This window comes from Methylovorus sp. SPW-M1, from assembly GCF_053848825.1.
This window is the reverse complement of record NZ_CM132626.1, coordinates 50,872-77,125: the sequence shown is the minus strand read 5'-3', so window position 1 is coordinate 77,125 and position 26,254 is coordinate 50,872. Positions and strand designations below refer to the sequence as shown.

Here is a 26,254-nt window from a genome sequence, read left to right as displayed (position 1 = left end):
GATTTCATTAGATTTAAGTGTTTCACGTGAAACTTTGAAAAGACAAAAGCATGACAGACTACGATTCATCCAGTATTAAGATTCTTGAAGGTCTGGACGCAGTACGCAAGCGTCCAGGCATGTACATTGGTGACACGTCCGATGGGAGTGGATTACACCATATGGTATTCGAGGTGCTAGATAATGCGATCGATGAAGCGTTGGCCGGACATTGCGATGACATCAAGGTGATTATCCATCCGGATAATTCCGTCAGCGTTTCTGATAATGGTCGCGGTATTCCTACCGATATCAAACATGATGACATCAAGGCGGTAAAACGCTCGGCTGCTGAAATTGTAATGACCGAGCTGCATGCAGGCGGCAAGTTTGATCAAAACTCTTACAAAGTGTCTGGTGGTCTGCATGGCGTGGGTGTTTCCGTCGTAAATGCCTTGTCTGACTGGCTTAAGCTAAAAATTTACCGCAATGGCCAAGTGCATCAGATGGAATTCCGCCGTGGTGAAGCTGTTGCTCCACTGGCGATTACCGGCACCACGGAGCGTAAAGGCACTGAAGTTCACTTCCTGGCCTCTATCGAAACCTTTGGTCTTGTGGAATTTCACTTCGAAATACTGGCCAAGCGCATTCGTGAACTGTCTTTCCTGAATAACGGTGTCAAGATCGAGCTCATTGACCAACGCAATGGCAAGTCTGAAAACTTTGCCCATTCAGGTGGTGTACGCGGCTTTGTGGAATACATGAACCGCAGCAAAACCGTGCTGCATCCCAAGCCGTTCTATGCAGTGGGCGAAAAAGATGGCATGACTATTGAAGTTTCCATGCAGTGGAATGACTCCTATGCGGAAACCGTGCAATGCTTTACCAACAACATTCCGCAACGCGATGGTGGTACTCACCTGACCGGCTTGCGCACGGCGATGACACGGACACTCAATAACTACATTGAGCAAAACGAACTCGCCAAAAAAGCGAAAATTGAAACCACGGGCGATGACATGCGTGAAGGCTTGACTTGCGTTCTGTCCGTCAAAGTCCCCGAGCCAAAATTCTCTTCACAAACCAAAGATAAACTGGTGTCTGGCGAAGTTCAGCCAGTAGTGCAGGAAGTAGTGGCCGCCAAGCTTGCCGAGTTTCTGCTGGAAAACCCAGTCGATGCCAAAGTGATCTGTAACAAGATCATTGATGCTGCCCGGGCACGCGATGCTGCCCGCAAGGCGCGTGAAATGACACGCCGCAAGGGCGCTATGGATACCATGGGTTTGCCGGGTAAACTGGCCGACTGCCAGGAACGTGACCCAACCAAATGCGAGCTTTACCTGGTGGAGGGGGACTCCGCAGGTGGTTCTGCCAAGCAAGGCCGTGATCGCAAATTCCAGGCCATTTTGCCGCTGAAGGGTAAGATCCTGAATGTGGAAAAAGCCCGCTTCGACAAGCTATTGTCCTCGCAGGAAATTGCCACCCTGATTACTGCCATGGGCACAGGCATAGGCAAAGACGACTTTAGTGCCGACAAGCTGCGTTACCACCGCATCATCATCATGACCGATGCTGACGTTGATGGTGCCCACATCCGTACCTTGTTGCTAACATTCTTCTACCGTCAAATGACGGAACTGGTGGAACGCGGCCATATCTATATTGCCCAGCCACCGCTCTACAAGGTCAAGCAGGGCAAGGATGAACGTTATCTCAAGGATCAGCAGGAACTGGATCAATACCTGCTGCAATCTTCGCTCAAGGGTGCCGAGCTGTTGACACGAGAAGGTGGAGAAACGCTGGCAGGCGAACAACTGGCTGAAATTGCCAAGCAAATGGTGCTCACCGAGGCGGTTATCCGCCGTCTGGCCTCTCTTTACGATGAAAGCGTGCTGCGAGCCCTGCAAAATGTAGAAGGCACCGTCGAGCTGGATACAGAAGCCAATGCCAATGCCGTCGCTGAAAAATTGCGTCCATTGCTGGGTCACACCGGATCTGAAGTTATTGTGGCACAAGACTTGGAAACCGGGACCTATCGCCTGGAAGTGAACAAATATGTGCACGGTAATTTGCAATCCTGCGTAGTCGATACCGACTTCCTCGCCAGCGGCGATTACCGCCAGATCAGCAAGATGTCGGTCATGCTGCAAGGCCTGCTGGGTGAGGGCGCCAGCATCAAACGCGGTGAAAAATCGCAGCCTGTCAGCAACTTCAAGGCAGCGCTTGACTGGTTGCTGGAAGAAGCCAAGCACAACCTCAATATTCAGCGCTACAAAGGCTTGGGCGAAATGAACCCGGAACAGCTTTGGGAAACCACCATGGACCCGACCGTGCGCCGCTTGTTAAAAGTGCAGATCGACGATGCGATTGCCGCGGACGAGATTTTCACCACCTTGATGGGCGACCAGGTAGAACCACGCCGTGCCTTCATTGAAAGTAATGCACTTGGTGTAAATAACCTGGATATTTAATTACTTAGCTTGATTTAGCTATTAAAAAAGCGGCCTAAAGGCCGCTTTTTTACGTTCAGTACTATTGATAGAACTAGTCAGACAGTTTTTGCTGCAATCTTTCCAATACCGAAGCTTCACCACATATCTGGAAGAATGTTCCTTGCTCATCCGAGCGCTCGCCCCTTACCTGGCAGGTCGCATAGATTTCGCCTAAAAGTTGTTGCTGGGCCCAGGGTACAAAAATTTCCGTCTCAATCAGGTCACGCTGGAAAAACGCCACGATCATCTTATGCAGCCTGGCGACATCGTCAGGCCGACGGGCGCTCATGACCACACAGTCAGGGTATTGGGCTTTGAGGGCGGCTTCGCGCTCGGCCTGCGCTGCTGCATCGCCCACGTGATCGATTTTATTGAAGACGCGGATGCGCGGGACATCATCGGCGTTGATTTCCTCAAGCACCTTGTCTGTTACTTCCAGCTGACGTTCAAAACCGGGGTCGCTGGCGTCGATCACATGTAGCAGCAGTGCGGCATCCAGTGCTTCATCCAGTGTGGATTTGAAGGACGCGACCAGACCGTGGGGCAGGTTTTTGATGAAGCCTACGGTATCGCTGACCAGCACGCGCGGTACGCTTTCCGGATAGAGCGTGCGCACGGTGGTGTCCAATGTGGCAAAAAGTTTGTTGGCCACCAGCACTTCACTGCCAGTAAGGGCACGCATCAGCGTGGATTTGCCGGCATTGGTATAGCCTACGAGTGCAACGCTGGTGAGGCCTTGCCGCTGTTGCCTCCTCGCGCGCTGTGTTTTGCGTTCAGCCTCCATCGCCAATATTTCCAGCTGTAGCTCGGCGATGCGGTCGCGTATCTTGCGGCGGTCCAGCTCAGTAGAGGATTCCCCCGCACCGCGGCCACCGACACCGCTACGCTGGCGGCCCTGTGGCCCAGCAAGCTTGGCGGCTTCACGCAGTCTGGGTGCCATGTATCCCAGGCGTGCAATCTCTACCTGGGCTTTGGCCGCCCGTGAACGGGCATTCCGGTGGAAGATTTCCAGGATCACCATCGTGCGGTCCATGACTTCACAGCCCGTTTCTTTTTCCAGGTTGCGCGCCTGGGAGGGCGAGATTTCATGGTCAACCAGAATAGCCTCGATGAGATGGCTATCTGCGGGAGCGTCTTCCTGCTCGGCGATTTCGTTTTCATGGTTGACCCAGGCCTGGATTTCCTGACGTTTGCCAATGCCGAGATAAGCCGTGGTATCAAAACTGCCGCGCTTTTGCACAAAGGTATGGACCACATGGTAGCCCAGCGTTTTGGCAAGTTCCCGCAGTTCGGTGAGGGATGCCTCAAACTCAATGTCGCTGACACTGGGTAATTGCACGGAGGCGACAATGGCGTACTTTGGAGCGTCTTTTACTTCTGTTTGCATAGTCAGGGGTAGGGTGCCTTGAAAAAAATCGCCTGAGCGATCAGAAATGCGTATTGGGGAAAATGTTATTAACTATGTTGTGGTCGAATTTTATGTGCGGGTGTTTCGGTGGCGCGGGCCTGCTTTTTTTCTTCTTCCTTGCGCACATCATCAATCACGCGCAGCACGCTCTTCAAATCCACCGGTATAGCATCTGGAGCTACCTGCCCGCTAAGTGATGATTCCGTGCTCAGGTCACCATGCGCATAAAGGGACCAAATTTCCTTGCCATATTGCGTGCCGAGCAGCGAAGGGGCAAAGCGGCCGAAATAGGCAGCCAGGTTATCCACATCGCGCTCCAGCATGCTGCTGGCGTGGTTGTTACCCGCTGCGTTAACAGCCTGCGGCAAATCGATGATGACGGGACCATCAACACCCAACAGGATGTTGAATTCGGAAAGGTCGCCATGCACGATGCCCGCATTCAGCATGCGGATAACATCCACCAGCAGGCTTTGGTGATGCTGCAGCGCTTCTTGCTCGGTAAATTCGACATCGTTAAGGCGAGGAGCGGCGTGGCCCACGGCATCCGTTACCAGCTCCATCAGGAGCACGCCTTCGTAAAAATTGTATGGCTGAGGTACGCGTACGCCAGCCGCCGCGAGGCGATAGAGCGCGTCGACCTCGGCACTCTGCCAGGCTTCTTCCTGCAGCTTGCGCCCATAGCGCGAACCTTTGCCCATGGCACGGGCCTGGCGGCTGCTTTTAACCTTGCGGCCCTCGGTGTAATCCACACTCTGGCGAAAGCTGCGTTTATCGGCTTCCTTGTAGACTTTGGCACAGCGGACATCATCGCCGCATCGCACCACATAAACGGTGGCTTCCTTGCCACTCATGAGCTGGCGCAGCACTTCATCAATCAGCCCATCTTCAATCAGGGGCTCCAGGCGTTTGGGAGGTTTCATTGGCCCCATCATACGGGGCTGCAAGCGCCCCGGCAAACTTGCGGGTAGCGTGTTAACCCGTGGTACCGAATTCAACCGGGGTTTTGACGTAAAACAGGGAAAGCGCATGTTGCGCCAAAACAGCAAAAAACTGGTCAGCTTCGCTAGCTTGAACAATCATGACCACCAGCACGGGCTGATCTGCCAGTTCAAAAAAATGCGCGGCATGCAAAACGCCATCATGCCCATAACCCTGGCTGGCAGGAATAATAGTGGCACCTTTGATCCCCAGCTTGCGTGCTTCATCCAGCAGCCAGTCATGCATGGGCCGCTGTTCATGATGGCGGTTTTGTGCGGTGTAAAACGTGAGTTGAAATCCTTGCATGGCGGGCTCCTCTTTTCTAAAGCGATTTGATCGCGTTGATGGTGGCAAAGCCGAGCAGTGTCATGCTGATCGAGCCCGCCACATGCAGCAGAATGGCAGCGCCTGCCCAGCTAAGGCGACCCTGCTGCAGCAAGGCAGTTACCTCGGCAGAAAAAGTGGAGAAAGTCGTGAGTCCTCCTAAAAAACCAGTGATGGCAAACAAGCGCCACTCGGGAGACAACTGCGGCAGGCTGGCAAACAGCGCCAGAAGCAGGCCGATCAGATAGCCACCAATCAGGTTGGCAGCCAGTGTACCTGGCGGTATGGCCGGAAAAAGGGCATTGAGTGTCGAGCCCAGCCACCAGCGCGATATAGCCCCTAATGCAGCACCGAGGCCGATAACGAAAATAGAGTTAATCATGAAAACTGTCCTTCAGGATTGGCAGATTGCAAAGCCGGGACAGGGGGCGTGTACCTACGCACCCTGGCCAGGGTGTTATCGTAGGCATCATCAGCTGCAAGGCAGCGGTTAAGGGAGGAATGCCATCTCCACCGCCTGTAGTATAGCCGTCAGCTGGGAAAAAATCTAACTGTCGAACCGGATAAAGCCGCGAACGCAGAAATATTGGAAAAAGCGATTAATCACTTCATAAGTTTATGATTTATAGGTAGATTGTTTACACAACTTTACACGGGAAACAAGAACTGCATATTCCGCAATTCAGTCTTATCAGTAACCCGCATTTCGACGGGTAGACAGGATTAACAATATGCATGGCTTTAAAAATATCATCTTGGCATTAAGTGTGGCTGCTGGTTTGCTGGGCAGCGGAGTCGCATTGGCTGATCGTGGACATTTTCACGGGAGTGTAGGTGTTTATGTCGGTCCGGGTTTTGGTCCCGGTTGGGGACCTGGCTGGGGTCCTTATTATCCCCGGCCATATTACTACGATCCTTTCTATTACCCTTATCCCTTGCCCCCTGCTGTGATTGTGCGTCCAGCTCCTCAGCCTGAAGTGTATGTGGAGCAACCACAAGCCCAGGTTGCTCCCGCTCCGGCTCAGGCGCCCGCAGCCCCTGCTACGGATAATTACTGGTATCACTGCGCGCAACCCGAAGGCTATTACCCTTATGTGAAGGAATGCCCACAAGGCTGGCAAAAGGTGGCTCCACAACCACCTGCACCCGCCAAGTAGGGAGAGAACATCATGAAGATTCCATTATGTTTATTGCTCGGCGGTAGCTTGGTGGTGAGTGGTTGCGTGACCGTACCGGATGGTCCTAGCCGTATGGCTTTGCCTGGCAGTACCAAAACATTTGACCAATTCCGCGCCGATGACGCCAGTTGCCGTCAATATGGTCTGGAACAAAGCGGAGCCTCGGCAAAGCAGGCTGGCAACGATAGCATGGTGAAAAGTGCCGCCGTAGGTACGGCGGTAGGTGCGGTGCTGGGTGCTGCCATAGGTGGGCATGGCGCCACAGCCTTCGGTGCCGGCACCGGCTTGCTGGTAGGTACAGCAGCTGGCGCAGATGCGGCACAGGCCTCCTCTTATACCGTGCAGCAACGCTACGATAATGCGTATTTGCAATGCATGTACGCCAAGGGACATCAGGTGCCAGTGGCGGCTAGCGAAGCAAATCAACGCCGTGTGGTGCAGACTTACAGTCCCCCGCAACCTGCTTACTATCCACCTCCCCCCCTCCGCCAGGGTACTACTGAGCGCATTTATCTAGCGTTACATGATCAGGGCTGCATGCTGCAAGGTATGCAGCCCTTTATACGCCGGTCTGCACCGAGCAGGCCAAGCCCCAAGCAGTTATAATAGCGCCGCTATTCATCATGCAATCGACGGATGCGCATCAAGCGCTTGGGGAGAGACGTGGCAGACAGGCAGGTTGATATTTTGTTGGTAGGCGGGGGTGTGATGAGCGCCACCCTGGGCACCATGCTGCAACAGCTGGATCCCACCTTGACCATCTTGATGGTGGAACGTCTGCCACAGGTCGCCGCCGAGAGCTCGGATGGCTGGAATAATGCCGGTACCGGCCATGCCGGCTATTGTGAGCTAAATTACACTCCACAATTGCCGGATGGCAAGGTGGAGATCAAGCGCGCCCTTGGCATTAATGCGGCATTTGAAGTTTCCTTGCAATTCTGGTCCTGGCTGGTCGAAAACAAGCTATTGCCTGAGCCCCAGCAGTTTATTCGTCCCACCCCGCATGAAAGCTTTGTCTGGGGCGCGGAGAACGTCGAATTTCTGCGTCAGCGCCATGCGGCGCTCAGCCAGCATCCTTTGTTCAAGGATATGGAGTTCAGTGATGATCCACGCGTGATTGCGGAGTGGATGCCATTGATCATGCGTGATCGCCCGGCCTCGCAGCCAGTAGGCGCTACACGCGTGGCTTATGGCAGCGATATTGATTTTGGTGCACTGACCCGCCAGCTGGTGCAGTCGCTGCAAACGCGTACAGGGTTTGAGCTCAAGACCAATACCAGCGTGAAAAGTCTGCGTCAGCTGTCGAGTGGCCGCTGGCGCGTGCAACTGAAAGGCAAGCAAGCCGCCAATAACCAGGTGGTTGAGGCTGGCTTTGTATTTCTGGGCGCGGGCGGCGGTGCGCTGCCTTTGTTACAGAAGTCAGGCATTCCCGAAGCACGTGGCTATGGCGGTTTTCCGGTCAGTGGTTTATGGCTGGTGTGCAACAAGCCGGAGATCATTCGTCAGCATCAGGCCAAGGTCTATGGCAAGGCCCCGCTGGGCGCGCCGCCCATGTCGGTACCCCATCTGGATACCCGCTATATTGATGGCAAGCCCGCCTTGCTGTTTGGTCCATATGCCGGGTTCACCACCAAGTTTCTCAAGCAAGGCTCCTGGTTGAACCTGCCGGCCTCGGTAAAGCCACGCAATCTCAAATCCATGCTGGGGGCCGGTCGGCACAATCTTGACCTGACGCGGTATCTGATAGGCGAGGTGTTTCAGTCACATAGCAAACGCGTCGACGCGTTGCGCCAGTTTTACCCGCAAGCGCGTGATGAAGACTGGACGCTCGCCAAGGCAGGTCAGCGCGTGCAGATCATCAAGCGTTGCGAAGATAAAGGCGGCAAGCTTGAATTCGGCACGGAGATAGTCGCCTCGGCCGACGGTACGCTGGCAGCATTGCTCGGGGCTTCCCCTGGGGCATCCACCTCGGTACAGGCTATGCTGGATGTGCTGCAGCGCTGTTTCAAGGCGCGCCTGCAAGAAACGGCATGGCAACAGCAATTGAAAGCCATGGTGCCTTCCTGGGGCGAGTCTTTGATTGAGGATGCGGACTTGCTTGCGCAAGTGCGTACTCGCACCTTGCACACTCTCAAGCTGAAAGCTTGATCAGTCAGGCGGCTTCCTAAGGGGCGACAGTAAACCGGTAGCGGTTGCTGCCGAGCCGCTTGCCCTGGCTATCCTGTAACTCTGCCTGCAGCTCGTACTGGCCTGGTTTGGCTTGTTCCAGGCGGTAGTCTTCCAGCTTTTTGCCGCTATCGGCGGCCATATCCAGCATCCATTCGCGTTGATCCACGGCCTGACCATCTCGCAACAGGCTGATGGTGTACTTCGCCTGCGGGTATGGCTGCCAAAGATCGTTGATGGCCCATAAACCAATGATGATGGTTTCACCACTCGCGTATTGGTCTTTCACCCATTGCAGGCTGGGCAGCACAGGTTGAAAGGCTGTACGCAAAGCCTCATAGCCGGGTTTGGGCTGGCGCCAGTAATCCACTACACCCCAATTGATGGAAGGCCAGTTTTCTACGAACATGAATTGGAAAATGGCGGATACCGGCGCATAGCGCTGTCGCCGGTAGTTTTCGGCAGCAAACTGAATCAGACGCGATTGATACGCCTGGGTATTTTGCATCAGCTCCTGCACATTGTTGCCGCGCGGCACATGGGCAATATTGAAAGTTTCATGTGGCTGAAAGTTATGGAATTGCCATTTTTCCCATTGTGGCTCCGTTTGTGGCCACATCTCTGCATCTGTAAACAGGCGCTGAAGGCTGCTCATCACGGGCAATGCCTGCGCACCAAACTCGGTAATCCATGGGTTAGGAGCAGGGCGGGCGAAGGCATGCCAGTTGTCCGAGTACCAGCCCAGCCATTCATGCTCCTTGGTGCCGGATTCGCGGCGTGTGATGCGGGTGTCGTCCAGCGCCCGCACGTCCTGATAAAGCGCATTATCCAGCGCGAGATTCTGATCAGCGCGATAGTCCGGATACTTGCTCACCATCCATGGGGAATCCCAGGGCGGTTCGTTGTGCATGGTCCAGGAAACCACTGAGGGATGGTGGTACAGGGTGCGGACCATGTCTGCCGCCTGCGCGCGTGCGGTACGATGAAAAGCCTCGTCATCGCTATATCCCCAGAGCAGGGGGAAATCCTGCATCACCAGCATGCCATTGCGATCGCAGACGTCGTAAAACGCTGCCGATGCGATATGGGCATGCACGCGGATGGCATTCACATGGGCGTCGCGCATCATGCGGATATCCCGCTCATAACGGTCGGACGTCATTTCCGCCAGCCACTGGCTGCCAATATAGTTGGTGCCGCGGATGAACATGCGGTGATTATTGATGTACCACTGCTGCGTGGTTTCATCGACACGGATCTCTCGCAGACCGAGCACCTGTTCTCGGGAGTCCAATACACGACCATTGTTGGTGATACGCAGCTTGAAGCGATACAGATTGGGTTTGCCATAGTCTGCCGGCCACCATAGCTCGGGCTGGGTGAGCGCATACTGCATGTTAAAGGTCTGGCTACCAGGCTTTAACTTGAGGGGTTGTGCAAAACGATAGCTGCGGCCTGCAAAATTTTCTGGCACCAGTTCGGCTTCAACCTGAACCAAGGTTTCATGTGAAACATCTCCTGCCAAAGCGACTTCGCCATCCAGGCGCCAGGCATTGCCATGGCGGCGTGGTGTGAGCTTGAGACCCTGTACCGCAAGCTGATCACTGAAGGCGACGCTGACCGGTGCCCAGATGCCGCCGGTATTCTGTTCTTGCCCACGCACTGACCACGCGCCGCCAGGGCGAGTGTCGTGGTGACTGAATATCCCTTTCACCAGTCGTTTATGCAAAGACCAGTCTTCGGGTTTTTCCAGCGGGCTGTCCACCAGCACGGTAATGACATTATCGCCATCGCGCAGATGCGGTGTGATATCAAACGAAAATGGCTGGAAATAACCTTCATGGTGACCCAGATACTGGCCATTGACCCAGACATCTGCCAGATAATCCACCCCTTCAAACTTCAACTCGGCATGCTTGCCGCGCATGCTCTCATCCAGTTTGAAGCGCGTGCTATACCAGGCTTGGCCAGAGATATCCTGACCTTGCCGGAACCAGTTGTCAGGCACATTGATGGTTTTCCAGCCTTCTGCAGGTGGTGTCAGGGACGGAGTTACGGGGATGCGATTGGTGGGCATGAACTGCCAACTGCCCGATAAATCGAGTACTTGAGGGCCACTGGATGGCGCTGCCTGCGCAAGCCCGGGATTGATGACCAGCCAGCACGCCGCCATCAGCATCAGAAAAAAGACGGCAGGCCCGAGCGGGCGCCCGTTGTGAAAGTTCTTTATCAACGTGTATCCCAGTCGAGCCTGTTAATGTGAAGTGATAATGCAGGGTAAAACGGGCAGGGGGCAAGCCCCTGATATTACAGGCGCCCCATGCTGGCGGGCGCCCGATTGTGCTGCAGTCAGCTTATTCTGCGATTTTCGCAGGTTCGCGATGCAGGTAAGACTTTGCAACACGCTTAACGATATAACCAACCACCAAAGTCTTGATCAACAATCTCATGATGCTCTCCTTGTGATGAGTGACGAAGTCGGTGAAAACCAACATAACGTCTGAGTACATTATTGCGAGTAAGTTGCCGCTATCTGATCCATGCACCAACAATGAATGCTCAGTCTAAAGTGCATGGCATGGGCTGGCTATCAGGCCTGGTCTGACATGGCTGTCGGACTAGCGCTTTATTTGATGGTTTCCCAGGCATTCAGCTTTTCAGCTTCCAGTTGCTGGCTGTGACGATAATAACGTTGCCCAGCCAGCCATAAGACGAGACCAATCAGGCTGAACCCCAGCTGGCCTGCTGCCAGCCACAATACCGAATGAGACAGCACAGGCGCCAGCGCACCTGCTACAACGGCCGACAGCATGGTTTGCGTGAAGGACTGGCAGGAAGCCACGGTCCCGCGGATGGCAGGGAACAGATCCAGCACAAACAAGGTGATACCAGGCGCGGCCATGGACATGCCTATGGTATAGAAAAACAGCGGCATGACCGACCAGGGCAGGGCAGGCGGGAAAATGGCATGGTAAATCACGTTGGCCAGGCCGGCGCCCACCATGAAGATAAAGCCGATGTGAACCTGGCGTTGCACGGGCAATTTGCCCGCCATGCGATTGGCGGCCAAGGCCCCCAGAAAAATACCCGACACCGCAGGAATAAACTGCCAGCCGAACTGGTCAGGCCCCAGGTGCAAATGTTCGGTGAGAAACACGGGCGCTGCTGCCACATATAAAAACAGACCGGCAAAATTGAAGGCCAGGGTACCCGACTTCAACTGGAACAAAGGCGAGCGGAATACCTGCTTGTAGCTGGCCCATAAAAAATGCGGATTAAACGGCTGCCGTTTGGCCAATGGCAAGGTTTCGGGCAATAACTTGTAGCAGGCCCAGAACAGCAGAATGGTATAGACAAACAACACTAGGAATATGGTGCGCCAATCAAACCATTTCACAATCCATCCACCCAGGATAGGGGCGATGGCCGGGGCAATGGAAAAGATCATCGTCACCAGGGACAACAGGCGCGCAGCAGGCACATCGTCGTAGCGGTCGCGAATGATGGCACGCCCCACCACTACGCCCGCCCCGGCCGAGACCCCCTGCAGAATGCGAAACGCCCACAGGTATTCCACACTGTGGGCGGCGGCACAGCCCAGCGAACCGATGGCAAACACAGCCAGCGCTACCAGCACGATATTGCGACGGCCAAACGCATCAGACAGCGCCCCATGCCAGAGAATCATGACCGCAAACGCGAACATGTAAGCCGTCAGGGTTTGCTGCACCTCAATCGGCGTCGCATGGATGGAGGCCTGGATGGCTGGGAAAGCGGGCAGATAAGTGTCCACTGAAAAAGGGCCCAGCATGGCAAGTGCCGCAAGCAGGATGGCTAGTGTGGTCGAGCTGGAAAATAATTTATTGCGCGGAATCAGTGGCATATATCCATGGGAGGGGCGATTGCCCGGTTAGGTTTTCTTGGTTGATAAGGACGAGATGATATGGCCGGACACATGCTGGGTTGGTCAATTTGCAGGTGAAAAAGTTTTAAAGTGGGCATGTGGTAGGCATCGCGTCAGCCGGGTGTCAGCCCTGGGCATTTTACCCTGAGCCGCGCATATTTAAATTGGACACTCAGCAGCAATTGGGATAGTTTTATAAGGGGTTGTTTGCATAATAAGTTCTTGCGTCATGAGCTCCGTTACAGGGATATATCGACGGCGGTTTAATGGCCATGAGAATAATGGGAAGAGCACATCGCAATGATGACCACATATCTCGTTGACGCCCAGAAGGCGCTGGCTGACAGCAAACAATTGCTCGCCATGGCCGGTGATCTTGCGCGCATCAGCATGGCGATAGTCGATACCGATGGGCATTGGCTTGCCGCCAATACCCCCTGTTGCCAGCAATTGGGCTACGAGGAAGCTGAACTGCTCAATACCAGTTATTGCGACCTGGTCCACCCCGAGGACAGGAGAGCTGAAAAGCTCACCTGGCGCGAGGTCCTCGCTGCCTGTTGCGCCCAACCGCTGGAGCACAGGTTCAAACATCGCTCTGGGCGTCATGTCTGGCTCAGCAGCTCTTTTTCTCCCATACGCTCCCAAGATAACACCCTGCTGTTTTATCTTCTGCGCATTGAAAATATCACCGATCGCAAACTGGGGGAGCAGCATCGTGTACTGATGAATTTTGCGCTCAACCAGGTGAGCGAAGCCGCCTACCTGCTGGATGAAAATGACCGCCTGACCTATGTGAATGATGCGGCCTGCCATGCCCTCGGCTATAGCCGGGAAGAGCTGCTGCAGATGGAGATGGGAGATATTCATCGGGATGGTTGGCCGGAAATAACCCGTACCACTCTCAACAATTCGGCGGCGCCCCATCTGGTGGCGGAAGCCATGCACACCCGTCAGGATGGCAGCCAGTTTCCCGTGGAAATTCATGCCAGCCTGTTTGAGTATGAAGGCGTACCCTATCGTCTGGTCATGGTGCGGGATATCGGCGATCGCAAAGCGGCAGAACAGCAATTACGTAGCCAGGAGCAGCTCTACCACACGCTGGTGGACCATTTGCCGGATCCGGTCATACGTTATGACAGCGAAGGCAAACGGGTTTTTCTGAATCCGGTTGCCGAGGCCCTGTTACAGCGGCCAACAGCCGAGTTGCTGGGGAAAACCAGTCTGGAACTGAATCCCGCCTCCCAGGCATTGCAAGAATATGTGGAGCGGGTGAAGCACGTGGTCGCCACCGGCGAGGCGAGCGACTTTGATTTCTTTATGGACAGGCAACCTAGCGATCTTCAGGTGCACAACAAGGTGATCGCGGTGCGCATGGTGCCGGAACGTGACCCTGAGGGCCGGATTGCCGGCGTGCTGGCGGTGGGGCGTGATGTGAGCATGTTGAAGGAAGCCCAGCGCAAATTCAGCAGCCTTCTGGAAAATATCCCGGATCTCATCGCACGCTTTGATCTGCAGGGGCGTTACCTGTATGTGAATCCGACGTTTTGTGAAACGTTTGGCATGAAGGCCGCTGACCTGATTGGGCAGCAGGGCATTACCTGGCCGGGCGAGGCAGGGCAGAGTCCCCCTATTTTGAAGTCGATCCAGGAAGTTGCCCAACGCGAAGAGGCTATTACCGTTACCCTGGATGTGGCGCTGAATGGCAAGCCGAGTTATCTGGAGTGGCGCCTGATCCCGGAAAGTGATCAGCAGGGACGCGTGATCAGCGTGCTGGCGGTGGGGCGCGACATGACGCAGCTACGCATGCATGAGCGGCTTGAGCAGATGCGTTTGCTGATTCTGGAATCACTCGCGCATGGTGACGCTTTTTCCAGCGTACTGGATCTGGTCACACGCTACATGGAGCAAGCCAAACCGGGCTTTTTATGCAGCATCATGCTGCTCGATAGCACGGGCACGCGCTTATTGTGTACTCATGCGCCCAGTCTGCCGGCTGAATTTGTGGCTGCGGTGGATGGGGTTACCATCGGCATGGGGGTGGGATCGTGCGGAACGGCGGCTGTCTTGCAAGAGCGAGTGCTGGTGGATGATATCCGCACCCATCCCTATTGGGCGCCGTATAAAGAGATCGCTTTGGCCGCCAATTTGCTGGCGTGCTGGTCTGAACCTATTTTTGACTCAGCCCATCGCATGCTGGGTACTTTTGCCATTTATCGCCGCGAGGCAGGATCACCCAGTGCAGAAGACCTCAACTTTATTCACCAGGCCAGCCATCTGGTCGCCATCGCCATTGAGCGTCATCGCTCGGATACCCAGTTGCAGGAACGTGAACGTGAGCTTCGTTCATTGCTGGATAACTCGCCCGATACGATCACCCGCTACGACGCCAATTGCAGACGTCTGTATGTCAATCAGCGCATGCTGGAGTACTTTGATACCACCCCGGACGTTGTCCTCCACACCACGCCGCGGGATTTTCCCGGTGGCAGCGTGACGGTAGATTACGAGGCCCGTATCCGTCAGGCGTTTCTGACTGGCCTGCCCGATGAGCTGGAGCTGCCGCTGAAAGCATCGAATGGAAAGCTCCTGGTGCGGCATATCCGCATGATGCCTGAGTTCAACCCCGACGGCACGGTGGCCAGTGTGCTGGCTGTCGGGCGCGATATTACGGAGATCGTGGAGTACCGCCAGCGTATTCATGACATGGCGTTCTATGATGCGCTGACCCGCTTGCCCAACCGTGCCATGTTGCTGGAGCAGATGCGTAGCGGCATATTGGCTGCGGCAGGGGCACAGCAGGTTTTCAGCCTGATGGTGCTGGATCTGGACCGCTTCAAGCAGATCAACGAAACCCTGGGGCATAGCACCGGCGATTTGCTGTTGTGCGAGGCGGCTGCCCGTTTGCAGGATCATCTTCGGGAAGGTGACATGCTCGCCCGCATGGGCGGCGATGAATTTGTGCTGCTGTTGCGCCCCGGCGATGCCGAGCCTGAACTGATCGCCATGGCACAGACCTTGATCCAGGCGTTTCGCCAGCCTTTCCTGGTGGCGGGCAGGGAGCTGTTTGTCTCGACCAGTGTGGGTATTGCCCGTTACCCGACTGATAGCCAGGATGCCGATACCCTGCTCAAGTTTGCCGATACTGCGATGTATCACGCCAAGGCGCAGGGGCGTAACAACTTCCAGTTTTATGTCAGTGCGCTGACCGAGGTTTCATCTGCCCGGATTGAGCTTGAAACCATGATGCGCCGCGCCATTCAGCAGCAGGAGCTGGAGCTTTATTACCAGCCGCAATGGGATCTGCTCGAAAACCGGATTGTGGGGGTAGAGGCACTGTTGCGCTGGAACCAGACCGAACATGGGCTCATGATGCCCAATGTCTTTATCCCGGTGGCCGAGGAAACCGGCCTGATCATCGAGCTTGGCGAGTGGGTGCTCACAACGGCGTGCAGGCAGGCCGTGCAATGGAACAAGGGTAAAGACGAGCCACTGAAGATAGCGGTAAATCTCTCCACCCGCCAGTTTATTCAAAATCCTTTGCTTGCCTCTGTTGCCCGTATTCTGCACGACACAGGCTGCCGTCCGGAATGGATCAAGCTGGAAATCACCGAAAGCCTGTTGCTGGAAAGCAACCTCGATATTCTCAATACCCTGAACGCTTTTGATGCCATGGGGCTGGTAATCTCGATCGATGATTTTGGTACCGGCTATTCTGCGCTGAGCTATCTCAATCGTTTCCCGGTCAAGCAGATCAAGATTGATCGTAGCTTCGTCAAGGATGTGCCCCATGACACCCATAAATCCGAGCTGGTGAAAGCCATGATCTCCATTGCACATGTCCTGAATCTGGATGTCGTGGCGGAGGGCGTGGAAACCCAGGTGCAATCGGACTATCTCAAGGCCTCGGGTTGCCGGGCGGTGCAGGGCTATTTTTATGGCAGGCCCATGCCGCTGGGCGCGCTGGAAGCCATGTTGCGTGAGCAGGCCCTGACCCGCAAGCCTGCCGACATATAAAAAAGGCCGGGTAAACAGGTTTACCCGGCCACGCTATGGATATGCCAAATGGAGATAAGGCATAAACTTACTGCAGCAAGTCGTTAATGCTTGACCGCGTTGCTGCGCAGAAACGCGACCACTTTGAGTACTTCATCCGGGGTAAGGCCCTGGGTAGGATCATCCGGTACCATGGCGCCCGCGCCTTTGGCCCCCATGCCGCCGGCTGTGCCGGCCCAGATCGTTTCAAAAATACCCTGATCGTTGGCATTCTTGGCGTAGTTCCATTTGTCATCAATCAGGTTGGGGCCGACAGCACCTTCGCCTTTTGCACCATGGCAGGCAGTGCAGCTATACATCTGAAAAATTTTCTTGCCGGTTTTGATGGCATCGGCATTGCCCAGATAGGCATTTTTGCCGGAACTCATGAATTCCTTGGCGGCAGGGGTATCAAACATCGCGCCGGGGATCGCCAGCGGTTTGTTGTCGATGGTGGATACCAGGCTGATGCCAGCGTTACCTGCGTAAGGCAGGGCGATAGCCAACAAGGCGATATAGCGTAATTTCATCATGTTGCTCTCCTCACGGGGAGACCCGTCTAGACAGGGCCTCCCACCGTTTTTTATGGTTTAAAGACTGAATACATTCATGGCACCGCCACCAGGCGCTGCATTCCACTTGGTCAGCTCCTTGTAGCCGCCAGCTGCACCCAGGCCATCGGTTTCATTGGTGAGACCCAGATTCATCGCTACACCTGCCCAGCCACCGATACCCGACAGAACGCCCACGTATTGCTTGCCCTTGTGGCTATAGGTAATGGCATTGCCAACCACACCGGAACCTACCTGGAATTTCCAGAGTTCCTTGCCGGTTTGTGCATCCACCGCCTTGAACCAGCGGTCCAGGGTGCCGTAGAACACGATGTCGCTGGACGTTACCAATGCGCCACCCCAGGCAGAGAATTTCTCTTTGTTGTACCAGGCTGATTTGCCCTTGAGGCCGTCCCAAGCCATGAAGCCACCCATGACACCGTCAGGACCTGCGAACATGGTCAGGGTTGCGCCTACCCATGGCTGGCCAGCGATGTACTTGGACTCCACGGGTTCATACGTCATGCACACATGGTTGAGTGGAACGTAGAACATGCCGGTCTTGGGCGAGAAGGCAGAAGGTTGCTCATCCTTAACACCCAGCGCCGATGGGCAAATACCCTTGGCGTTGTAATCCTGGTGAGTCGAGAACTTGGGATCCTTTACCGGCACGCCTGATTTCAGGTCTACCTTGGTGGCCCAGTTAACGAAAGGATTCATCTTTTCAGCCACCAGCAACGTGCCGTTGGTGCGGTCAAAGGTGTAGCCAAAGCCGTTACGGTCAAAGTGTGTGGCCAGTTTCTTGCCCTTGGCTTCCCACAACACGATCTCGTTCATGCCGTCGTAATCCCACTCGTCATGCGGTGTCATCTGATAACCCCAGCGTGCCATGCCGGTATCCACATCGCGTGCGAAAATCGTCATGGACCACTTGTTGTCACCAGGGCGTACATCAGGGTTCCAGGTGCCTGGGTTACCGGTACCGTAGTACATCAGGTTCAGCGCAGGATCAAACGAGTACCAGCCCCAGGTAGGGCCGCCGCCATGCTCATAGCCGTTCTTGATGGCCTGAGGCTTGAGCCAGGTACGGGTGCCCAGTTCTTTTTCCGGGAACTTCATCTGATCCTTGGTCAGGGCCTTGAATGAGCCGCCTTCCTTGTTGCCACCATTCACGTCTTCGTAAACCGACAGCGCGCTGTAGTGCGGGTTATCCTTGTTGAAACCGTCGCCAATCAGCGTTTCGCTGTCCGGGCCGGTGCTGTATGCACGCCATGCCAGGGAGCCATCCTTGATGTTGTAGGCGGAGATATAGCAACGTACGCCATATTCACCACCGGAACAGCCGGTAATGACCTTGTCCTTGATGACGTGTGGCGCATTGGTATTGGATGCGCCGGTTTTGGTGTCCACTACCTTAACGTCCCACAACTTGTTACCGTTCTTCGCATCCAGGGCAACCAGAGTGCCGTCGTTCTGTTGCAGGAAAATCTTGCCATCGCCATAGCCCAGGCCGCGGTTAACGTTATCGCAGCACAGCAATGCCTGAACCGATGGATCCTGCTTGGGGAAGTAAGACCAGATGATCTTCTGGTTGTCGTTCAGATCCAGCGCGTATACGTTGTTGGGGAATGCCGTATGTACATACATGACATCATTGATTACCAGCGGGGCACCTTCGTGGCCGCGGTTCACACCCGTAGCAAAGGACCATGCCATTTTCAGGTTGCGCACATTGCCTTTGTTGATCTGGCTCAGGCGGCTGTAGCCGGTATTTGCATAATCTTTACGAGGATGCGCCCACTGGTTGTCGTCCTTCATCAGGTTTTCAAGTTCAGTTGCGGCAAGGCTGCTCAAACTGCTGAGACCCAGTACGCCAGCTAAGGCGAGTTTCAAGGTTGTTGTCTTCACGCTAAATCTCCATAGTTAATTTGTTTTAACAGCATGTGAGTGACTGGCCACCAGTTCCGGCGGGGGATCCAGAAGCCGGTGGCAGTAATGCCTTAATTGCAATCGCTGTGCCAGCCATGAAGCCGAGATGGGATGATTGCCTGGATACCGCGCGGAATAAGGCTCGCGGGCGAGATGTGAAAATCATGGCCGTAGGGGGAATGCCGCTAGCGGCAGGCGTGTGGTTGTCACGAAAATGAACAGGTGTTACATTCAGTGACAGGTGATTTTCCTGCGTTTCCCCAGCCAAAGACTGACAGCTAGCCATGCAATATTCCATTCCCGATGAGGCACACCAGATCAGAAATGCGCGCTCGCAATTTCTGGTCAGTGGTCAGGTGCAGCAAGGTGCCGTGGCGGAAGAAATCGCCCGCTCCTGGCAGCGCTGCCTTGCCAATGGCATGGACAGCGCCGGGGCTGTGGACAATCAGATACTGACGCAGTATGAATTGCGCCAGCGCCAGGAGCAGTATCATCTGCTGCTGTCGCATGCCCGTCCCGAAATGACCACGCTCAATGAGCAGATTGCGCATACGCGCAGCATGGTGATCCTGACCGATGATCAGGGCGTGATTTTGCATAGCCTGGGAGACAATGCGTTTCTGTCAGAGGCGCAACAGCTTGCGCTTAACCCGGGTAGCTCATGGCATGAGGCGGACCGGGGCACCAATGCCATTGGCACGGCCCTCATTGAGCAATCTGCGCTTACCGTGCGCGGTGCCGAGCACTTCATGGAGCGCAACCAGATTCTCAGCTGCTCCGCTGTGCCGATATTCGGGGCTCATAATAATCTGTTGGGGACACTGGATGTTTCCAATGATTTGATGATGCCGCAACAACACACCCTCGCGCTGGTAAAAATGGCGGCGCAAATGATTGAGAACCGCCTTTTCCGTGCCAGCCACCAGGCCGAGATGGTGCTGCATTTTCATGCCCGTCCAGAATTCATTGGCACCTTGTGGGAAGGCATCGCCATGTTCGGAGCGGATGGCCGCCTGGTCGCCCTCAATCGAAGTGGACAGTTTCAGCTGGGCTTGGCTCCCACCGAGTTGCCGCAAGGTGGCGTCTATTTTCATCAGATTTTTGAAAGTGATTTGGGCAAGCTCGAAGCCGCGAGCGCGAGTACCTTGGTCTTCCCTTTGCGTCTGACCAATGGTGCGCGCCTGTTTGCCCGTGCCGAGGCTCGCACCAACAGCCCTGCACGCGCCGCGACGGCGATAGAGCCCCAGAAACGTGATGCGGCGGCCAATCTGGGCATGCTGAATACGGGGGATCCTCAGGTGGCGCGGGCGATCAGCCAGGTGACCCTGGTATTGAATCAGCAGATTCCGATTCTGATAGAAGGCGAAACCGGGGCGGGCAAGGAGTTGTTTGCCCGGGCAATTCATGAGGCCAGTACGCGCTTTCAAGGCCCGTGGGTTGCGGTTAACTGCGCCGCCCTGCCTGAGGGCCTGATTGAGGCCGAGCTGTTTGGCTATGAAGACGGCGCCTTTACCGGTGCGCGCCGCAAGGGCAGCACCGGCAAGCTGGAGCAGGCTAACGGGGGAACCTTGTTCCTGGACGAAATCGGCGATATGCCCTTGGGCCTGCAGGCGCGGTTGCTACGCGTATTGCAAGAGCGCAGTGTTACCCCATTAGGTAGCAGCAAGTCCAAACCCCTGGACTTCATGCTGGTCAGTGCGACCAATCAGAAGCTGCGTGAACGGGTGGAGAAGGGCGAGTTCCGGCGGGATCTGTATTATCGGCTGAATGGCCTCAGTGTCAGTCTGCCGCCTCTGCGGCAGCGCACGGACCTGGCCGCGCTGGTGCAGCTCATCCTGCAGACGGAAAACGCTGAAACTACCCCCATCGATGCGGAAGTCATGCAGTTGTTCGAGTGTCATCCCTGGCCTGGCAATATTCGCCAGCTGCATAACGTGGTCAAAACGGCTCTCGCCTTATCGGGTGGTGGCAAGATCCAATCCATGCACCTGATGCAGGATTTTCTGGATGAGCTTGAGCAGGGCGTGGGAGCACCGGAGCGCGTTCAGGAGTCTCCCCAGGCCTCGCTCGATGCCGTGACAACCGAGGCCGTACGCAATGCCTGGCAGCAACACGCGGGCAACGTATCTGCCGTGGCACGCCAGCTCGGTATCAGCAGGAATACCCTGTATCGCAAGCTCAAGGCCTTGCAGCTCATTTAGTCTTTCCCCGCGTCTTCATCGCGATTTCCGTTCGTCCTACAGCTAAATCGGACCACACCTATACAGGCCGGGCAGGCTCTCCCGTATGGTAAAGGGCTGATCATAGGCTATAGACAACAGGAGGTCATCATGGACCATTATCAACATCGAGTAGCAGGCGTATACGTTTATCCGCAAGAGGCAGAAAACACGCTGCAAAAGCTGCGTGAGGGTGGTTTGCAGCCGGAGCAACTTCATCTGCTGACCTCAGATCGTCAGGCTACACACGAGCAGGAAGGTAGTCGTGATGTATTGAAAGACGTTATCAAAGATACAGCCATTGGAACGGTGGTCGGCGGCGGAGTAGGGGCCTTGGGCCAAGCGGCGATAGTCGCTGCCAATGTCAGCCTGTTTGTGGCCAGTCCCCTGCTGGCACCTTTGGCCATGGTGGGCTGGGGAGCGGCAGTGGGCGCCATTGCCGGTGCGGGCGCTGGCATTGCGCAGAAATCAGGCGATTTCAGTAATTTTGTGATTGATGCGATCAATAATGGCTATGTCGTCTTGCTGGCATACACGCGCTCTGGTGATGAAACCGAGCTGGCGCGCGAGATTATTGCCGCCTCCGGCAAGGAGCAGCATGAGATGCAAGTGGTGAAATTGTAGAGGCAGGTGTCTATACCACAACCAGCTAAAATTGCTATAGTCGATATGTATCATTCCAATTGACGCATGTTTTGATATATTTGCTTTATCAGTAAAGTTGGGATGGTCATGACCCTTAGTGAACTTCGTTTCATCGTGGCAGTGGCCCGAGAGCGTAATTTTAGACGCGCTGCCGAAAAAAGTTTTGTCAGTCAGCCAGCGCTCAGCCTCGCCGTCAAAAAACTCGAGGATGAGCTTGGCGTGATGCTGTTCGAGCGCAGCCGTAGCGATGTCAGCATGACGCCGGTTGGCGAACGTATCGTCGAGCAGGCCATACGTACGCTGGAAGAGGCGGGGCGCATCAAAGAGCTTGCCAAGCAGGGCAACAACCAGCTGATCGGCACATTTAAACTGGGCGTCATTTATTCTGTTGGCCCCTATCTCTTGCCCGAAATCATTCCGCCATTGCGTAAAAGCGCGCCCGATATGCCATTGGAGGTGGAAGAAAACCTGACGGCCAATCTGGAAACCCAATTACGCAATGGCAATATAGACGCCGCCATTATTGCCCTGCCATTCGATATTCCCGGCATCAAGCTTCAGTTGCTTTATGAGGAAGAGTTTGTAGTGGTGGTGCCTGCGGATCACGCCTGGGCTGGCCGCAAGAGCATTAATCCGGATGATCTCGCCGAAGAAAAAGTGCTCTTGCTGAACACAGGGCATTGCTTCAGTAATCAAGTGTTGCTGGCTTGCCCGGATCTCTCCCGCAAGGGCGAAATGCTGCAGGGCAATTCTCTTGAAACCATACGCAATATGGTGGCTTCCAATCTGGGTATTACCGTATTGCCTGCCAGTGCGGCGGTTGAGCGCTATCAGAATCCGCTGATCAAAGTCGTGCCATTTGAAGCCCCAGTGCCCAAGCGCCAGATCGCCCTGGCCTGGCGCAAGAGTTATGGTCGCGAAAAAGCAGTGGATGAAATTGCCCATGCCATACGGGGCATACAGTCCGAATGCATACAAGTGAATAAACCCCATTAAAAAAGGAGGCCATGGCCTCCTTTTTTAATGGGAGCGTGGATCTAATCCACACCTCCTGATGCTATTGAATTAACGATTGCAAACGTACATCGTTACTTCAAAGCCGAAACGCATTTCAGTAGCTTCTGGTTTGGTCCACATGGTGATCTCCTTGGTAGTCAATGGATACTGCATGAAACACATCATAGGCGTGCGAGGGCTCAGCCGCATGCGCAGCTTCATGAAAGAACACTCATGAAAATCATGAGTGCTTAGTAATTCACAAACAAGCGGTAGCCTGAGACGGTTTGATGATCTGCTGTGAGCAGCAGTTTGATAGGCAGCTCTTTTCCTGCCGGGATGCCTTTTTCTACCACAGTGCCGGCAGGCAGATACTCTGCCGGGGTGAATGTGCGACGCAACACGGCTTGATCATTCGCATCGGTTAAGGTTAATTCCAGCTGCGGATAGGCTTGCACATGTCTTGCCTGATTAATCAGCGTGCTGGTCAGGATCAACAGGCCTTCGTAGTCGCTGTCTTCCAGCAGATTGGCATCGTCGATCACCAGTTTGCTCGCATCCCTGGGCAGTTCGATTTTGCAATTCAGCATGGCGCATGCCTTTTGCAGATAAGGTTTGCTTTCCGGCCAAGCCAGTGCCAGCGCATTGCGCTGGAAATAGGCCAGTTGCAGAGCAATCGTGATCACCAGCAGCAACGCAAACAAGCCACTCAGCCAGGGGAAGGTCTTGGGTTGAATAAGGACTGTTTGTAACTTGGATTTGGGCGCTGCGTCATGCCAGGATGGCTGAGCAGGGATGTGCGCTGCAGTCTGATGCGTTATATGCGCTTCTGCGGCATGGGGCTGAGACTCAGGCACGACAGACTCAGGTACGGCAGACTCAGGCACGGCAGACTCAGGCACGGCAGACTCAGGCACGGCAGACTCAGGCACGGCAGACTCAGGCACAACAGCCTCAGGTACGACAGCCTCAGGTGCGACAGCCTCCGGTGCGACAGACTCCGGTGCGACAGACTCCGGTGCGACAGACTCCGGTGCGACAGACTCCGGTGCGACAGACTCCGGTGCGACAGACTCAGCCTCATGCAAATGATCTAATGCATTAAACACATGCTGGCATTCGCCGCACCGTACGATCCCCCGCCGCAAGGATAATTGCTCCGGCTTCACGTGAAACACGGTGGAACACGCTGGGCAGGAGGTTATCAGACTCATCTTTTGCGACCAGTGAGTAACACCCAGCTATCCATGAATTGCGGGGTATCCATATCAAACCATTCGGCATAGATCGCCGAGACTTGCTCCTGTTGCTCGCGCAAAATGCCGGAAAGCGCTATACGGCCCTGAGGCTTGCAGGCGGCGGCGAGTGCGGGGGCCAGCACCATCAGGGCGCTGGAGAGAATATTGGCAACAACCAGATCGGCAAAGCTATCAGGGAGCTGCTTGGGAAGATAGAACTCAGCTACTACGCCATTATTTTCGGCATTGAATTCACTGGATTGTATGGCCTGAGGGTCAATATCGACGCCAACAACCTTGCCCGCTCCCAATTTGCTGGCCGCAATTGCCAGAATGCCCGAACCGCAGCCGTAGTCCAGTACGGTGAGATCCTTGCGGACATGATCAGCCAGCCATGCCAGGCACAGGTGCGTGGTGGGGTGGCTGCCCGTACCAAATGCCAGACCGGGATCCAGCACTATATTCAATGCATCCGGGTTGGGGGCGTCATGCCAGGAGGGCACTATCCATAAATCATCCCGAATACGTATAGGATCAAATTGGGATTGGGTGGCACGCACCCAGTCCTGTTCTGCCACATGCTCCGTCGAGTAGGGCAAGTCGGCAAGCCCGGTGGCCATGGCCAGCTCGCCCATCAGTTCAGGAATATCGGTCGATTCTGCCAGCAGGGCACTGACAATGTTGTGTTGCCAGATGCCGGGAGGGGGATCCCCTGGTTCACCAAAAATCGGCTGTTCATCCGGGGTTTCGGCGTTGGCGTCTTCAATACTGGCGGACAACGCCCCAAGTTCCATCAGGGTGTCACTGATGAGGTCGGCGGTGTTGTCCCTGGCTTCTATTTTCAGCGATACCCAGGCCATGCTACTTGCTGCTGATGCCCAGCTTGTGTTCGAGATAGTGAATGCTGGTTTCACCGAGGTGGAACGCGGCATCGTTCATCAAATCACTGTGTAGCGGCACATTGGTTTTAATGCCTTCGACTACCATTTCCGACAGCGCGATGCGCATGCGGGCAATCGCCTGCTGACGGGTATCACCGTAAGCAATCAGCTTGCCTATCATGGAGTCGTAATGGGGCGGAACCAGGTAGTTCTGGTAGGCATGGGTATCAACGCGAATGCCAGGACCGCCAGGCATGTGGAAGGTGTTGATACGGCCGGGGGAAGGAACGAAGTTGTATGGGTCTTCTGCATTGATACGGCACTCGATGGCGTGACCACGCAATACGATGTCGCTTTGCTTGAAGGAGAGCTTTTCGCCCGCTGGCAATCAGGATCTGCTGCTGAACGATATCAATGCCGGTGATCATTTCCGTGACCGGATGTTCCACCTGGACCCGGGTATTCATTTCAATGAAGTAGAACTCGCCGTTTTCATACAGGAACTCAAAGGTACCTGCACCACGATAGTTGATGCGGCGGCAGGCATCGGCACAACGCTCGCCGATTTTTTCGCGCATTTTCTGGGTGATACCAGGCGCAGGTGCTTCTTCCAGTACCTTTTGGTGACGGCGCTGCATGGAGCAATCGCGTTCGCCCAGATATACGGCATTGCCATGTTCATCAGACAGCACCTGGATTTCAATATGGCGAGGCTGCTCAAGGAATTTTTCCATGTAGACAGTCGGGTTGCCAAAGGCTGCGCCTGCTTCTGCCTTGGTCATGCTGACCGAATTCAGCAAGGCGGCTTCCGTATGCACTACACGCATGCCGCGACCACCGCCGCCGCCTGCGGCCTTGATGATCACAGGGTAACCAATTTCCTTGGCAGCACGCAGAATTGCATCAGGATCATCGGGCAATGCGCCTTCGGAGCCTGGCACGCAGGGTACGCCAGCGGCTTTCATCGCATCCTTGGCGCTGACCTTGTCACCCATCAGGCGTATGGTTTCAGCACGCGGGCCGATAAATACAAAACCACTTTGCTCTACACGTTCTGCGAAATCGGCGTTTTCGGACAAAAAGCCGTAACCGGGATGAATGGCTTCCGCATCGGTGACTTCTGCCGCGCTGATGACGGCTGGGATATTCAGATAACTTTGACTGGAGGGCGCGGGGCCAATGCAGACGGATTCATCTGCGAGTTTGACGTACTTGGCTTCACGGTCGGCTTCGGAATGCACCGCAACCGTCTTGATGCCAAGCTCGCGACACGCGCGCTGTATGCGCAGCGCAATTTCGCCGCGGTTGGCAATGAGGACTTTTTCAAACAT

General features: G+C 55.0%; 19 protein-coding genes, 2 pseudogenes and 1 riboswitch. Of the genes and pseudogenes, 8 read left to right on the top strand and 13 right to left on the bottom strand.

What is annotated here, in order from left to right; all coding sequences use genetic code 11:
* Positions 1–50: 50 nt before the first annotated feature.
* A complete protein-coding gene (gyrB, locus tag ACWWD9_RS00350; protein ID WP_015829058.1) occupies positions 51–2,450 on the top strand; it encodes a DNA topoisomerase (ATP-hydrolyzing) subunit B in 2,400 nt (799 codons plus the stop codon).
* A 73-nt stretch (positions 2,451–2,523) separates the two neighbouring features.
* Here the strand turns inward: gyrB and hflX are convergent, their stop codons facing one another.
* From hflX to crcB, 4 genes are all read right to left on the bottom strand, one after another.
* Positions 2,524–3,858, bottom strand: coding sequence for a GTPase HflX (gene hflX, locus ACWWD9_RS00345; protein WP_013440829.1), 1,335 nt, complete (start codon positions 3,856–3,858; stop codon positions 2,524–2,526).
* 68 nt (positions 3,859–3,926) lie between these two features.
* Entirely contained in the window at positions 3,927–4,802 is an 876-nt protein-coding gene (locus ACWWD9_RS00340) for a PA4780 family RIO1-like protein kinase (RefSeq protein ID WP_013440830.1), read from the bottom strand.
* Positions 4,803–4,854: 52 nt separating this feature from the next.
* Complete coding sequence (locus ACWWD9_RS00335; RefSeq protein WP_455867372.1) at positions 4,855–5,166, bottom strand: DUF190 domain-containing protein; 312 nt, start codon at positions 5,164–5,166, stop codon at positions 4,855–4,857.
* A gap of 16 nt (positions 5,167–5,182) precedes the next feature.
* Positions 5,183–5,566 (bottom strand): fluoride efflux transporter CrcB, encoded by a 384-nt coding sequence (gene crcB, locus ACWWD9_RS00330; protein WP_013440832.1) that lies wholly within the window; start codon positions 5,564–5,566, stop codon positions 5,183–5,185.
* Between the two features lie 74 nt (positions 5,567–5,640).
* Positions 5,641–5,705, bottom strand: a riboswitch (Fluoride riboswitch).
* Positions 5,706–5,915: 210 nt separating this feature from the next.
* Between crcB and ACWWD9_RS00325 the strand changes: the two genes are divergently transcribed.
* Genes ACWWD9_RS00325 through mqo form a run of 3 tightly spaced genes read left to right on the top strand, consistent with a single transcriptional unit; the run spans position 5,916 to position 8,510 of the window.
* Positions 5,916–6,341, top strand: coding sequence for a hypothetical protein (locus ACWWD9_RS00325; RefSeq protein WP_015829062.1), 426 nt, complete (start codon positions 5,916–5,918; stop codon positions 6,339–6,341).
* A 12-nt stretch (positions 6,342–6,353) separates the two neighbouring features.
* Positions 6,354–6,968, top strand: a complete 615-nt coding sequence (locus ACWWD9_RS00320; protein WP_455867371.1) for a glycine zipper family protein — start codon at positions 6,354–6,356, stop codon at positions 6,966–6,968.
* A 30-nt stretch (positions 6,969–6,998) separates the two neighbouring features.
* A complete protein-coding gene (mqo, locus tag ACWWD9_RS00315) occupies positions 6,999–8,510 on the top strand; it encodes a malate dehydrogenase (quinone) (protein ID WP_455867370.1) in 1,512 nt (503 codons plus the stop codon).
* Positions 8,511–8,526: 16 nt separating this feature from the next.
* On the opposite strand, the gene ACWWD9_RS00310 is transcribed toward mqo, so the two are convergent.
* Together ACWWD9_RS00310 and ACWWD9_RS00305 are read right to left on the bottom strand one after the other, a co-directional pair.
* Positions 8,527–10,761, bottom strand: a complete 2,235-nt coding sequence (locus tag ACWWD9_RS00310; protein WP_455867369.1) for a glycoside hydrolase family 2 protein — start codon at positions 10,759–10,761, stop codon at positions 8,527–8,529.
* A gap of 393 nt (positions 10,762–11,154) precedes the next feature.
* Positions 11,155–12,411, bottom strand: coding sequence for a multidrug effflux MFS transporter (locus ACWWD9_RS00305; protein WP_015829066.1), 1,257 nt, complete (start codon positions 12,409–12,411; stop codon positions 11,155–11,157).
* Positions 12,412–12,732: 321 nt separating this feature from the next.
* Between ACWWD9_RS00305 and ACWWD9_RS00300 the strand changes: the two genes are divergently transcribed.
* Positions 12,733–16,446 carry an EAL domain-containing protein gene (locus ACWWD9_RS00300; RefSeq protein WP_455867368.1) on the top strand — a complete coding sequence of 1,238 codons (3,714 nt, stop codon included), beginning with the start codon at positions 12,733–12,735 and terminating at the stop codon, positions 16,444–16,446.
* An 83-nt stretch (positions 16,447–16,529) separates the two neighbouring features.
* Here the strand turns inward: ACWWD9_RS00300 and ACWWD9_RS00295 are convergent, their stop codons facing one another.
* Together ACWWD9_RS00295 and ACWWD9_RS00290 are read right to left on the bottom strand one after the other, a co-directional pair.
* Positions 16,530–16,997 carry a c-type cytochrome gene (locus ACWWD9_RS00295; RefSeq protein ID WP_013440840.1) on the bottom strand — a complete coding sequence of 156 codons (468 nt, stop codon included), beginning with the start codon at positions 16,995–16,997 and terminating at the stop codon, positions 16,530–16,532.
* 57 nt (positions 16,998–17,054) lie between these two features.
* Positions 17,055–18,923, bottom strand: coding sequence for a methanol/ethanol family PQQ-dependent dehydrogenase (locus ACWWD9_RS00290; RefSeq protein ID WP_013440841.1), 1,869 nt, complete (start codon positions 18,921–18,923; stop codon positions 17,055–17,057).
* 305 nt (positions 18,924–19,228) lie between these two features.
* Here ACWWD9_RS00290 and ACWWD9_RS00285 point away from each other — a divergent pair, with 305 nt between their 5' ends.
* From ACWWD9_RS00285 to ACWWD9_RS00275, 3 genes are all read left to right on the top strand, one after another.
* Positions 19,229–21,145: a sigma-54-dependent Fis family transcriptional regulator gene (locus tag ACWWD9_RS00285; RefSeq protein ID WP_455867367.1), complete on the top strand. Its 1,917-nt coding sequence runs from the start codon at positions 19,229–19,231 to the stop codon at positions 21,143–21,145.
* A 129-nt stretch (positions 21,146–21,274) separates the two neighbouring features.
* On the top strand, positions 21,275–21,787 hold the full coding sequence (locus tag ACWWD9_RS00280; protein WP_013440843.1) for a hypothetical protein: 513 nt from the start codon (positions 21,275–21,277) through the stop codon (positions 21,785–21,787).
* A 108-nt stretch (positions 21,788–21,895) separates the two neighbouring features.
* The gene (locus ACWWD9_RS00275) at positions 21,896–22,804 is read left to right on the top strand and encodes a hydrogen peroxide-inducible genes activator (protein ID WP_015829069.1); all 909 of its coding nucleotides are present in this window, start codon (positions 21,896–21,898) and stop codon (positions 22,802–22,804) included.
* A 69-nt stretch (positions 22,805–22,873) separates the two neighbouring features.
* On the opposite strand, the gene pqqA is transcribed toward ACWWD9_RS00275, so the two are convergent.
* The 5 genes and pseudogenes from pqqA to accC form a co-directional block, all read right to left on the bottom strand.
* Positions 22,874–22,945 carry a pyrroloquinoline quinone precursor peptide PqqA gene (pqqA, locus tag ACWWD9_RS00270; protein ID WP_013440845.1) on the bottom strand — a complete coding sequence of 24 codons (72 nt, stop codon included), beginning with the start codon at positions 22,943–22,945 and terminating at the stop codon, positions 22,874–22,876.
* A 110-nt stretch (positions 22,946–23,055) separates the two neighbouring features.
* Positions 23,056–23,913, bottom strand: a complete 858-nt coding sequence (locus ACWWD9_RS00265) for a DUF3426 domain-containing protein (RefSeq protein ID WP_455868119.1) — start codon at positions 23,911–23,913, stop codon at positions 23,056–23,058.
* Positions 23,914–24,018, bottom strand: a pseudogene (locus ACWWD9_RS00260) (MJ0042-type zinc finger domain-containing protein); the annotation flags it as partial.
* Positions 24,015–24,902 (bottom strand): 50S ribosomal protein L11 methyltransferase, encoded by an 888-nt coding sequence (gene prmA, locus ACWWD9_RS00255; RefSeq protein WP_455867366.1) that lies wholly within the window; start codon positions 24,900–24,902, stop codon positions 24,015–24,017. The gene prmA and the pseudogene ACWWD9_RS00260, both read right to left, overlap by 4 nt.
* A gap of 1 nt (position 24,903) precedes the next feature.
* Positions 24,904–26,254: pseudogene (accC, locus tag ACWWD9_RS00250) on the bottom strand (acetyl-CoA carboxylase biotin carboxylase subunit).

What these genes read in the sequence shown, in the direction of transcription:
- gyrB (WP_015829058.1), top strand. Translation starts at nt 51, where the DNA reads ATGACAGACTACGATTCATCCAGTATTAAGATTCTTGAAGGTCTGGAC.
- ACWWD9_RS00325 (WP_015829062.1), top strand. Translation starts at nt 5,916, where the DNA reads ATGCATGGCTTTAAAAATATCATCTTGGCATTAAGTGTGGCTGCTGGT.
- mqo (WP_455867370.1), top strand. Translation starts at nt 6,999, where the DNA reads ATGCGCATCAAGCGCTTGGGGAGAGACGTGGCAGACAGGCAGGTTGAT.
- ACWWD9_RS00305 (WP_015829066.1), bottom strand. Translation starts at nt 12,411, where the DNA reads ATGCCACTGATTCCGCGCAATAAATTATTTTCCAGCTCGACCACACTA.
- ACWWD9_RS00285 (WP_455867367.1), top strand. Translation starts at nt 19,229, where the DNA reads ATGCAATATTCCATTCCCGATGAGGCACACCAGATCAGAAATGCGCGC.
- ACWWD9_RS00295 (WP_013440840.1), bottom strand. Translation starts at nt 16,997, where the DNA reads ATGATGAAATTACGCTATATCGCCTTGTTGGCTATCGCCCTGCCTTAC.
- crcB (WP_013440832.1), bottom strand. Translation starts at nt 5,566, where the DNA reads ATGATTAACTCTATTTTCGTTATCGGCCTCGGTGCTGCATTAGGGGCT.
- ACWWD9_RS00340 (WP_013440830.1), bottom strand. Translation starts at nt 4,802, where the DNA reads ATGAAACCTCCCAAACGCCTGGAGCCCCTGATTGAAGATGGGCTGATT.
- prmA (WP_455867366.1), bottom strand. Translation starts at nt 24,902, where the DNA reads ATGGCCTGGGTATCGCTGAAAATAGAAGCCAGGGACAACACCGCCGAC.
- hflX (WP_013440829.1), bottom strand. Translation starts at nt 3,858, where the DNA reads ATGCAAACAGAAGTAAAAGACGCTCCAAAGTACGCCATTGTCGCCTCC.
- ACWWD9_RS00275 (WP_015829069.1), top strand. Translation starts at nt 21,896, where the DNA reads ATGACCCTTAGTGAACTTCGTTTCATCGTGGCAGTGGCCCGAGAGCGT.
- ACWWD9_RS00280 (WP_013440843.1), top strand. Translation starts at nt 21,275, where the DNA reads ATGGACCATTATCAACATCGAGTAGCAGGCGTATACGTTTATCCGCAA.
- ACWWD9_RS00300 (WP_455867368.1), top strand. Translation starts at nt 12,733, where the DNA reads ATGATGACCACATATCTCGTTGACGCCCAGAAGGCGCTGGCTGACAGC.
- ACWWD9_RS00335 (WP_455867372.1), bottom strand. Translation starts at nt 5,166, where the DNA reads ATGCAAGGATTTCAACTCACGTTTTACACCGCACAAAACCGCCATCAT.
- ACWWD9_RS00320 (WP_455867371.1), top strand. Translation starts at nt 6,354, where the DNA reads ATGAAGATTCCATTATGTTTATTGCTCGGCGGTAGCTTGGTGGTGAGT.